Annotated in this window: 11 protein-coding genes; all 11 read right to left on the bottom strand. The window is 70.9% G+C overall.

Translation table 11 applies throughout. From position 1 onward, the window contains the following. Positions 1 to 489, bottom strand: a 489-nt coding sequence (locus ACERUN_RS09885; protein ID WP_370289749.1) for an LLM class flavin-dependent oxidoreductase, incomplete at its 3' end; no start/stop codon positions are given. After that, positions 486 to 800 (bottom strand): cytochrome C oxidase subunit IV family protein, encoded by a 315-nt coding sequence (locus ACERUN_RS09880; RefSeq protein WP_370289748.1) that lies wholly within the window; start codon positions 798 to 800, stop codon positions 486 to 488. The genes ACERUN_RS09880 and ACERUN_RS09885, both read right to left, overlap by 4 nt. Before the next feature lie 2 nt (positions 801 to 802). Next, positions 803 to 1,429, bottom strand: a complete 627-nt coding sequence (locus ACERUN_RS09875; RefSeq protein WP_370289747.1) for a cytochrome c oxidase subunit 3 — start codon at positions 1,427 to 1,429, stop codon at positions 803 to 805. After that, a complete protein-coding gene (locus tag ACERUN_RS09870; protein WP_370289746.1) occupies positions 1,426 to 2,181 on the bottom strand; it encodes a hypothetical protein in 756 nt (251 codons plus the stop codon). The genes ACERUN_RS09875 and ACERUN_RS09870 overlap by 4 nt, the downstream gene beginning before the upstream one ends. 85 nt (positions 2,182 to 2,266) lie before the next feature. After that, positions 2,267 to 3,424 (bottom strand): MCE family protein, encoded by a 1,158-nt coding sequence (locus tag ACERUN_RS09865; RefSeq protein ID WP_370289745.1) that lies wholly within the window; start codon positions 3,422 to 3,424, stop codon positions 2,267 to 2,269. Then, positions 3,421 to 4,722, bottom strand: coding sequence for an MCE family protein (locus ACERUN_RS09860; RefSeq protein WP_370289744.1), 1,302 nt, complete (start codon positions 4,720 to 4,722; stop codon positions 3,421 to 3,423). The genes ACERUN_RS09865 and ACERUN_RS09860 overlap by 4 nt, the downstream gene beginning before the upstream one ends. Continuing rightward, positions 4,719 to 5,855, bottom strand: coding sequence for an MCE family protein (locus ACERUN_RS09855; protein ID WP_370289743.1), 1,137 nt, complete (start codon positions 5,853 to 5,855; stop codon positions 4,719 to 4,721). Before ACERUN_RS09855 ends, ACERUN_RS09860 begins: the two co-directional genes overlap by 4 nt. Further along, complete coding sequence (locus ACERUN_RS09850) at positions 5,852 to 6,892, bottom strand: MCE family protein (protein WP_370289742.1); 1,041 nt, start codon at positions 6,890 to 6,892, stop codon at positions 5,852 to 5,854. Before ACERUN_RS09850 ends, ACERUN_RS09855 begins: the two co-directional genes overlap by 4 nt. Continuing rightward, complete coding sequence (locus tag ACERUN_RS09845) at positions 6,892 to 7,908, bottom strand: MCE family protein (RefSeq protein ID WP_370289741.1); 1,017 nt, start codon at positions 7,906 to 7,908, stop codon at positions 6,892 to 6,894. The genes ACERUN_RS09850 and ACERUN_RS09845 overlap by 1 nt, the downstream gene beginning before the upstream one ends. Beyond that, positions 7,905 to 8,978, bottom strand: coding sequence for an MCE family protein (locus ACERUN_RS09840; protein WP_370289739.1), 1,074 nt, complete (start codon positions 8,976 to 8,978; stop codon positions 7,905 to 7,907). The genes ACERUN_RS09845 and ACERUN_RS09840 overlap by 4 nt, the downstream gene beginning before the upstream one ends. Position 8,979: 1 nt before the next feature. Continuing rightward, a complete protein-coding gene (locus tag ACERUN_RS09835) occupies positions 8,980 to 9,798 on the bottom strand; it encodes an MlaE family ABC transporter permease (RefSeq protein ID WP_370289738.1) in 819 nt (272 codons plus the stop codon). Between the last annotated feature and the right edge of the window lie 27 nt (positions 9,799 to 9,825).

The following is a 9,825-nucleotide window of genomic DNA, read 5'->3' as shown; positions in this document are numbered from 1 at the left end:
CGGGTGGTTGATGATCTTCAGCGGCTTGCCCAGCCCCGAGCCGCCGTCGTCCTTCGTGAGGGGCACCGTGTAGTGCTTGCCGCGGAACTCGACCGGCTCGCGGCGCCACACCTGGCGACAGATCTCGATGACCTCGCGGGTGCGACCCAGCGGGGCGTCGTAGCGCACGCCGTGGAAGCCCTCCACGACCTGCGGACCCGAGGCGCCCAAGCCCATCGAGAACCGGCCGTTCGAGACGAAGTCCAGGCCCGCCGCCGTCATCGCCAGCAGCGACGGCGTGCGGGAGTAGACCTGGAAGATCGCCGAGAGCAGCTCGAGCCTCTCGGTGCGGGCGGCGATGTAGCCGAGCTGGCTCACCGAGTCGAACGAGTAGGCCTCTCCCACCGCCAGCAGCTCGAGGCCGGCTCGCTCGTAGTCGGGCAGCAGGTCGACCATGTGTCCGAATCCACCGGAGTAGTCGGCGATCATGCCGAGGCGGAGGCGACTCATCGCTGCACCGCGATCGTCGCGCCGAGCAGTGCGGGCACGATGACCGCCCAGCCCAGGACGGCCCAGCGCAGCGAGCTGGTCGCGACGGAGAGCTCGACGAACTCGAGCAGCACCGCGAGCACCTTGGCCGCGGCGAGCGCGAACAGCGCGAAGAGCGCCCAGGCGTGCTCGACGGCGTCCTTAAGGACGATCGAGGTGAGGGCCGTGGCGGCTACGAGCAGGGCCCAGACCACCCAGGGACCGCGGGTGGATGGAGCGCGGTCGGACGCGTCGTCGATGGAGTGGATGGACGGGTTGTGGACGGCAGACACGGTCACCTCGCGACGTAGATGAGGGGGAAGATGAGCAGCCACAGCAGGTCGACCACGTGCCAGTAGACGGCGACGGTCGCGAACCCGCTGGTCGGGACCACCCGGTCGGGCAGCCCGCGCCACCGCCACGCGAAGAGCGCGAGCAGCAGGCATCCGGCGACCACGTGCCCGAGGTGGAGGCCGGTGAGGGACAGGTAGTAGGTGAAGAAGTCGTGGGCGGACGGCGTGTGCCCGTCGCTCCAACCGCGCACGTACTCGAGGACCTTGAGGACGGCGAAGGCCACCCCGCCCGCGAGACCGACCAGCGTCCAGCCGCGCGCCGCAGCGACCCGGCCCGCCCGCAGGTGCCGGAGCGCCACCACCACGGCCGCCGAGCTCGTGAGCAGCACGACCGTGTTCACCCCACCGAGGACGACGTCCAGCTCGCCCTGCGCCTCCGTGAACCCGGCCACGTCGTCGCTGCGCGCGAGCAGGTAGGCGGCGAAGAGCACGGTGAAGACGGCGAGGTCGCCGAGGACGAACAGCCAGAACCCCTCCAGACCGGGCATCCGACGGTCCGGTGGGCGGGCGTCGGCGCGCAGCGCGTCGCCGTCGGTGGCGGTCGCCGACGGATGGACGGTGTGGCTCACTGCAGCATCCCCATCGCCTCGGCGGTGTCCTCGTCCTGCAGGGTGCGCAGGGCGCGCCAGGTGAGCACGCTGACGGCGGCGGTGAACACGAAGAACTCGACGAAGACCACCCAGAAGCTGACCGCGCCGTTCCAGGCCATCGGGCCCGAGGTGAACAGCGGCATCAGCGTGAGCGGCAGGTAGCAGACGGCGGTGAGGAAGCCCATCCACGCGGCCCAGGCCGGGAACAGGGGCCGGTCGCGGTCGTCGCGGAGGATCGCCACACCGAGCGCCACGCTCTGCAGCGCGGAGCAGACGAAGGTCATGTCGAAGAAGAACCAGCCGAAGTCGTACAGCGTCTGGATGGTCTCAGCGGAGTGCGTGTCGGCCCGGTAGGCGGCCGTCATCCAGATCGTGGCGGGGGTGAACGTCACCAGCCCGGTGAGGAGACCGCCGATGACCTGGACCCCGGCGAGACCACCCATCGGGCCCTCGATCCGGGCGATCACCCGCGAGATCGCCACGCTCCAGGTCACGTAGAAGGGCCCGGCGAAGGCCATCAGCACCATGCCGACCCGCAGACCGTCCTGGTGGTCGACGAAGTAGCTGCGGATGGCATCGGCGCCGAGATCGGGTCCGGGGGGCGGCCAGAAGCCGGCGAAGACGGCGAACCCGAGCAGCCCGAAGCCGGCGTAGCAGGCGACGAGCAAGAGGCAGCCGCGCAGGATCGCGTAGTCGGCGGCGATGCGACGCAGCCGTCGGTGCTGCGACACCGAAGTTGCTGCGACGGACGGTCCGGAGGCAGGCGCGGCACTGGTCAGGGTCATCGGGGAGCTCCAGTGGTCGGGACGGGACGGATCAGCACTTCGCGACCTCGGCCTCGCGGCGGGCGGGGTTACCCGGGCACGGGAGGTTGCGGGCCCCACGGACGCCGCGGGGGTCGGACTTCGGAGCGGCGCAGTAGACGAGCGGGGTCACCTCGGGCGCCGTGCCGAAGACCGAGGTCCACTGCTTCGCCGGCAGGAAGCCGCGCGTGCACTCCGGCGGCTTGTCGGCGTTGGCGACCGTGAGGCGCACCTCGGCCGTGTCGAGGTTCGGCACCGTGACCGACTGCACCGTGGCCACGGCGCGAGGCAGGTCGCTGAGCAGCTGCTCGAGATGGGCGTTGAAGAGGCTGAGGGTGCCGGCGACGGGGTTGGCCCGCTGCAACAGACCCGGGAGGGTCTGCTGCAGCCCGGCAAGGAGCGCGACCGTCTCGCGGGTGAAGACCGGGGAGTCGTCGAGCAGCGAGCGCAGGTCGCCGTCGGCGGCGCGCAGCTGACCGGTCACGCCGTCCAGGTTCCGCAGGAGGCGCTGCACCGCCGGGGCCTGCCCGTTGATGGTCTGCAGCACCGGCTCGGCGTCGCGCAGCAGTCGCTCGGTCGGCCCGATGTTGCGCCGGGCCGCCTCGAGCAGGTCCCCGCCGTCGTCCAGGATCGCCTGCAGGTCGCCGGACCTGCCCTGGAGCGAGGTGCCGGCCTCCCGGATGAGGGTGGACAACCGGTCGGCGTCGACGCTGTCGGTGAGCGCCTTGACGTTGTCGAGGACCGGGCCGATCTCCACCGGGGTCGAGGTCCGGTTGCGCGGGATGACGGCGCCGTCGGCGAGCACGCCGTTCCCGCCCCCGGGCGGGGGGACGAGCGACACGTACTGCTCGCCGACCGCCGACCTGCTGTGCACCTCGGCGCGCACGTCGGCGGGCACGTCCGCGTCGTCCTCGATGCTCAGCCGGGCGCGCAGGCCGGCGTCGCGCACCTCGAGGGAGACGACCTTGCCGACCGGGTGGCCGAGGTAGGTGACCTCCGCACCCTCGTAGAGCCCGGCCGCCTGGGCGAGGTCGATCGAGACCGTCTGGCGACCGATGCCCAGCTGCTCGGGTACGCGCAGGAAGGTCGTACCGAGCACGATCGCACCGATCACGGCGGCGACGGAGAAGGCGATCAGCTGTCGCCGGATGAGCGGGGAGGCGCCCTTCATCGCTGCCCTCCCGTCAGGCCGGCGATCAGGTTGCCCAGCGGCGTGGCCAGGTCGAGCCCCTGCGGCGCGGCCGGCGCGGGCGTCGACGATCGTGGCCCGGACCTACCCGGCTGGGCGGTCGCCGCGGGGCCCGCGCCCAGGAGACCGAGCAGGCCGCCGCCCGTCGACGACGTGACACCCGAGAGCAGCGCGTTCAACCCCGAGAGGCCGGGGAGTCCGGGGATGCCGATGCTCCCGTCCGGGGTGACGAAACCACGCAGGATGGAGGAGTTGGTCAGGTCGAGCGCGAGGTCGAGGTTGCAGTAGTCGGCCTTGCACGCGTTGAGCACCGTCTCGGGCGCGAACGGGAAGGTCGTCAGGAAGCCGAGCCCCGTGATGGCGGCCGAGCCTGCGGATCGGATTGCCTGCAGCGCGGGCACCAGGCCCTTCAGGTCGGTCAGGAGATCGTCGGTGACCCCCTCGACCAGCGGGGTCGCGACGCTGCTCAGCGTCGTGAGCTGCTGGAGCGCAGCGGTGAGCCGCGGTCGCGATCGGCGCAGCACGTCCAGCGCGGGGCCGACCTCGTCGAGCGCGCCCGTGATCACGTCCCGTCGAGCGGCGAAGCGCTTCGCCAGCACCGACACGTTGCGCACCGTCGAGAGGATGTCCTCGCGCTGGTCGTCCAGCGCGCCGACGAAGGAGTCGAGGCGAGGGAGCAGCGACGCGACCGCCCGGTCGTTGCCGCCGAGCGCGCGGTTGAGCTCCGCCGTGATGGTCGAGATCTGCTCGAGACCGCCGCCGTTGAGCGCGAGCGAGGCGGCCGACAGCACCTGCTCGGTCGAGGGATAGGCCCGGGTGCGGCTGAGCGGGATGCGATCGCCCGAACGCAGTCGCTGCGACGCTGGGGCCGCGGCCGGCTCGCCGGCACGGGCACCGCCGTCCCCGTCGGCGGCATCGATGATCTCGACGAAGGCCGACCCGAGGAGGGTGTTGACCCCCACCCGCGCCTGCGCGTCGCGAGCCACCGTCACCCCGGGCTCGAGGCTCAGGGTGGCGCGGGCGTGCCAGTCGACGACCTCCAGCTTGGTCACCGTGCCGACCGCGATGTCGTCGACCTTCACCTGCGCGTTGGTCGTCAGGGTCCCGACGTCGGGAAGGTCGACGGTGATGACGGTGGCGTCGTCGCCCGTGCCCTTGCCGCCCGGCAGCTGCAGCGAGGCGATGCCGTCGAACTGGCACGCGCTCAGGGTGAGCGAGCCGGCGACGAGCGCCACGGCCGTCCGGACGACGGTCGTGCGGAGTCCTCGTCCGGCGCTCACGATCCACCACCCGCCAGCAGCAGGAGCAGGGCGTCGAGCAGCTGCTGGGACTGCGGGGTGGCGACGACGTCCTCGAGCAGGTTGCCGACCAGCTGGTTGCAGAGCTTCTCCGTGCCCGCCTCGTCGGCCCCCGTCACCCCGCCGATGGCGCCGCACAGGAGCGATCCGGGCGAGTTGATGTTCGCCGCGTTCAGGTTGACGCCGACCGCGTTCTGCCGCTGGTGGTAGGACTCCGTGAGGTTCTCGATCGCCGTCGGGGCCGCGTGCAGGATCTGCGCCAGGTCGGCCTGCCGGTCGTTGAGGACCTTCACCACACCGGAGAGCCGACCGACATCGGTGGTGAGCGCCGAGCGGTTGTCGCGCACGAAGGCGCCCACCTCCCTGACCGCGGCGCTCAGACCTGTCAGCGAGCTCCGGATGAGGGCACGATCGTCGCCGAGCACGCCGGACACCTCGTCGAGGTTGGCGATGAACTGCCTCATCTCGCCGTCGCTCGCCGCGAGGGCCGAGGCGAAGACCTGGAGGTTGCGCACGGTGCCGAACACGTCGTCGCTGCCGCTGTCCAGCACCCTCACCGCCGTGGCGAGATCGGCGATCGTCTGGTTGATCCTCGTGCCGTTGCCCTCGAGCGCCGCCGCGCCGGAGTCGACGAGCGTCGAGAGCGCACCGGTGCGGTTCGCACCGCGCGGACCGAGCGCGACCGCGAGGTCGTTCAGCTGCTCCTTGATGTCGTCCCACTCCACCGGGACCACGGTGCTGGCGAGCGGGATCGAGGCGCCGTCGTCCATCGTCGGGCCGCCGCGGTAGCGCGGCGTCAGCTGGATGTAGCGGCTGCTGACGAGCGAGGGCGCCACGAGCACGGCCTTCGCGCCGCGGGGGATCTTGACGTCGCCGTCGACGTGGAGGCTCACCTTCACCCGACCGCGCTCGGGCTGGATGTCGTCGATGCGACCGACGGGCACGCCGAGCACGCGGACCTCGTCGCCGGCGTAGACGCCGTCGGTGCTGGCGAAGTACGCGACGAGGTCGGTGCGCTCCTTGTCGCGCAGGCCGACGATGAGCCCGGCGGCCACGAGCACCGCGATCACCAGCAGGGGGCCGAGGCGTCGGACCCGTCGATCTCGCAGGCTCATCGTCGCGCTCCCGGGGTCGCGGGGTTCGTGAGGCGGGGAGTGCGGATCCCGAACGTCGACAGATCGGGCTGGAGCAGGTTGCCAGGCAGGAGGTTCTGCAGGTAGGCGGAGAAGAACTCGCCGCTGCTCACCACTTCACCGAGGCCGGTGGCGTACACCGAGAGCCCTCTCAGTGACCGGCTGAGGTTGTCGTCGTTGCGTTGCAGTGTGGTGAGCACCGTGTCGAGCTCCTTCAGCGCCGGGCCGATCGCGGCCCTGTTGTCCTTGACCAGCCCGCGCAGCTCGCCGGTCATCGCAGTGAGGTTCACCAGCAGCGAACGGAGGTCGTCGCGGCGCTGGAGGATCGCTCGGAAGAGCGTGTTGCCGTCCTTCAGGACGGCCGTGAGGTCCGCGCTCCGGTCGGCCAGCACGGCACTGAAGCGGTCGGCGTTGGCGAGCAGGCTGCGGAGCGCGTCGTCGCGGCTGCTGATGATCGCCGACAGCCGACTCACTCCCCGGAGGGCACCTTGCAGCTCGGGGGCTGCGCCGTCCAGGGTGGTCGACACGGTCTGGAGCGCCCGCGCGACCTTGGTGACGTCGATCCGGGAGGTCGTCTGCTGCAGGTCGCCGAGCGCGTCGTTGACGTCGTAGGGCACCGAGGCACGGGTCATGGGGATGGTCGATCCGGCGGCGAGCTCACCGCGCCCGGCCGAGGTCAGCACGAGCGCCTTGTCGCCGAGCACCGTCTCGACGCTGACGGCCGCCGACGTCCGGCTCCCGAGCTCGATGTCGGTGTCGGTCACCGCGAACTCCACCAGCACCCCGTCACCGCCGAGGCGCACGTCGCCCACCCGGCCGACCTTCAGGCCGCTCACCCGCACCGGATCGCCCTGCTTGAGGCCGGCCGCCTCCGGCAGCACCACCTGGTACTTGCGTCCGAACGAGCCCACGATCGCGTCGATGTTGAACACGACGCCGAGGCTCACCACGAGCGAGACGACCACGATCAGCCCGAGCGAGAACTTGTTGCGCTCGCGGAACATCTTCCTGCCTGCCATCAGTTGCACCGCTCCACTTGGCTGCGGATCGCAGGGGTGCGGATCGGCCGTCCGTCGGGCCCGCTGATCACCACCTGCACCGAGCACAGATAGAAGTTGAAGAAGTTGCCGTGGGAGCCGATCCGGTCGAGCACCCGGTAGGCCTTCGGCAGCGAGGCCAGCACCCGGTTGAGCGTGGCCGTGTTGACGTTCAGGAGCTGCGCGAGCTGCTTGACCGCGATCACGGTGCCCTTGAAGGGCCCTCGCCCCCGACGGAAGAGGTTCTCCAAGGACGACGTGAGGTCGCCGATCGAGGTGATCGACTCCGTGATCGGGTCGGCGTCCTCGGCGAGGCCCGAGACGAGGCCGCGGAAGGCACCGATCGTCTGTCGCAGCTGGGCGTCGCGACTGTCGACGGCGCCGAGGAGCGTGTCGAGGTTGTCGATCAGACCGGTGATCGCCGCGCCGTCGTCCGCGAGCCCGTTGGTGAGCTTCGAGGTCTGGGCAAGCAGCGACTCGACCGTCCCGCCCCGCCCCTGAAGCGTGGCGATGAGGTTGGTGGCGAGCTCGTTGACCTGGTCGGGCTGCAGCCCGCGGAAGAGCGGGCGGAAGCCGTTGAGCAGGACGTCGAGATCGAGGGCGGGCGTCGACCGGTCGATCCCGATGGTCGCCCCTGCTGCGAGCGGCGTGCCTTCCCCGGGAGGCTGCTGGAGCTCGAGGTAGCGGTCGCCCAGCAGGTTCTCGTAGCGCACGAGCACCTCGGTGCGGTCGGTGAGGCGCTGGGCGCGAGCGACGTGGAAGCTCACCTTGACGGTGTTGCCCTTCGCGACGTCGAGCCGGTCGACCTGGCCGACCCGCACACCGGCGATCCGGACGATGTCGCCGGACTCCAGCCCGGAGACGTCGCGCATCATCACGCTGTAGCTCCTCGTCGGACCGAGGCGGGTCTCCCCCAGCGTGAGGTAGAGCAGACCGGCGATGAGCGATCCGGCCACGAGGAAGATCGCGAGCTTCGCTGCGTCCTTGCGGATGTTCATCGCGGGTCACCCCGCTCGGGCAGCGGCACCTCGGCGCCCTGCAGTCGGGGCAGGCCGAAGCACGCCGGACCCGTGCCCTTCGGCACTCCCGGCAGGTCGCGCGGATAGGTGTAGGCGGGCAGCTCCGAGCGCACGCTCACCAGTCCTCGCAGGGCGGAGGTGGTGCCCCCGATGACCTTCGCCATGATGGCGCGGGTGTTGTCGAGGCCCCGCAGGAGGCAGGGCAGCTCCGTGGAGTAGACGCGGAGGGTCTCCGCCGTCGGTCGCAGGGTGCGGAGCAGGGTGGCCAGCGCGTCGCCGTTCATTCCCAGGAACTCCGTCGCCTCGCCACCGAGGACGGAGAGATTGACCAGGAGCCGGTCGACCGCGGCGTCCTGATCGCTGACGGTGCGGGCGGTGACCGTCGCGTTCTCCAGGATCCGGATCAGCGACGGTGAGACCTCGACCCCCAGGTCGGCGAAACGTGCGACCTGGAGGAGGTCGCGACGCAGCTGCGGCAGCAGCGGCTCGAGTCGGGTCAGGTAGTCGTCGGCCTTCGCGGCGATCGTCGAGATCTCCTCGCCCCGGCCCGCGAGGGTGCGGGAGAGCACCGACAGCGTCGCGTTGAGCTGCGCCACGTCGACGCCTGACAGCACCCGGTCGAGGCTGTCGAAGACGGTGTTGACCTCGCTGGTCACGCCGTCGGGCGTCAGCCGGCCCCCGTCGGCGAGAGCGACGGCCGCCCTGCCCGGGAGGATCTCGACGTACTTGGCCCCGAAGATCGTGCTCGCGCGGATCTGCGCCCGCGAGTCGGCGGGGATCCGGTCGATCTCGTCGCGGTCGACCTGGAGGACGAGGCGCACCCCGTCGCCGTCGGGCTCGACCGAGCCCACCCGACCGACCTCGACGCCGTGGTACTTCACCTTGTTGCCGGGATCCATCACGAGACCGGCCCGGTCGGTGACCAGGACGACCTCGGCGGGATCGGCGAAGGCGCGGGTGTAGAAGGCGGCGGTGAGGGCGAACACCCCCACGACGAGGAGGGCGAGGCCGGCGCCGGCGATCCGGCGGGCGCGGTGGTCGTCGTGCACGTCAACCCGCCAGGTGGAAGGTGTTGAAGTTGGAGTAGATCGCCATGGCGATGAGGAGGTTCACGATCATGACCCCGCTCAGGGAGGCGCGCACCGACCTGCCCACGGCCTCGCCGACCCCTGCCGGCCCCCCGCTGGCGGTGTAGCCGTAGAAGGTGTGCACCAGCATCACCACGACCACCATGCCGAGCACCTGCACGTAGGAGAACACGATGTCGAGCGGGTGCAGGTAGAGGAAGAAGTAGTGCGAGAAGTTGCCCGCCCCCACGTCGTAGAAGAAGACGAGCAGCAGGTAGTCGGCGAGGAAGCCGCCCAGCGTGGCGAAGATGTACAGCGGGGTGATCACGATCATCCCGGCCGCGACCCGCGTGGTGGCCAGGTAGGGCAGTGATGGGATCGCCATGACCTCGATGGCGTCGATCTCCTCGCTGATGCGCATGGCGCCCAGCTGCGAGGTCGTGGCTGCGCCGAGGGTCACCGACAGCGCCACGCCCGCAAGGAGCGGCGTCGAGAGCCGGGCGGTGAAGAAGGCGGCCAGGAGAGGGCTGAGCGATCCGACCCCGATGCTGGACGACGACTCGAAGCCCTGGGCCGCAGCGACCGCGCCGGCGAAGAAGGTGATCGAGGTGACGATGACGACCGAGCCGCCGACGAGGGCGAGGGCGCCCGTGCCCGTGCCGAGCTCCGCGATGAGCTTCAGCACCTCTCCGGGGTGGCGTCGGGCGACGCGCGGGAGGCCCTTGAAGACGCGGTAGTAGAACAACCCCTGCTCGCCGATGGCGTCCAGGGCGCGACCGGGCGCGCGCCTCAGGGTGATCATGCGCTGCAAGCTGGACATGGGCTCTCT

This window comes from Nocardioides sp. (assembly GCF_964229035.1).
In the GTDB taxonomy this organism is placed as follows: domain Bacteria; phylum Actinomycetota; class Actinomycetes; order Propionibacteriales; family Nocardioidaceae; genus Nocardioides.
This window is presented reverse-complemented; position numbering and strand designations above follow the sequence as displayed.

Excerpts from the sequence above, each read along its gene's own strand:
- ACERUN_RS09865 (WP_370289745.1), bottom strand. The coding sequence starts at position 3,424 with ATGAAGGGCGCCTCCCCGCTCATCCGGCGACAGCTGATCGCCTTCTCC.
- ACERUN_RS09855 (WP_370289743.1), bottom strand. The coding sequence starts at position 5,855 with ATGAGCCTGCGAGATCGACGGGTCCGACGCCTCGGCCCCCTGCTGGTG.
- ACERUN_RS09850 (WP_370289742.1), bottom strand. The coding sequence starts at position 6,892 with ATGGCAGGCAGGAAGATGTTCCGCGAGCGCAACAAGTTCTCGCTCGGG.
- ACERUN_RS09845 (WP_370289741.1), bottom strand. The coding sequence starts at position 7,908 with ATGAACATCCGCAAGGACGCAGCGAAGCTCGCGATCTTCCTCGTGGCC.
- ACERUN_RS09835 (WP_370289738.1), bottom strand. The coding sequence starts at position 9,798 with ATGATCACCCTGAGGCGCGCGCCCGGTCGCGCCCTGGACGCCATCGGC.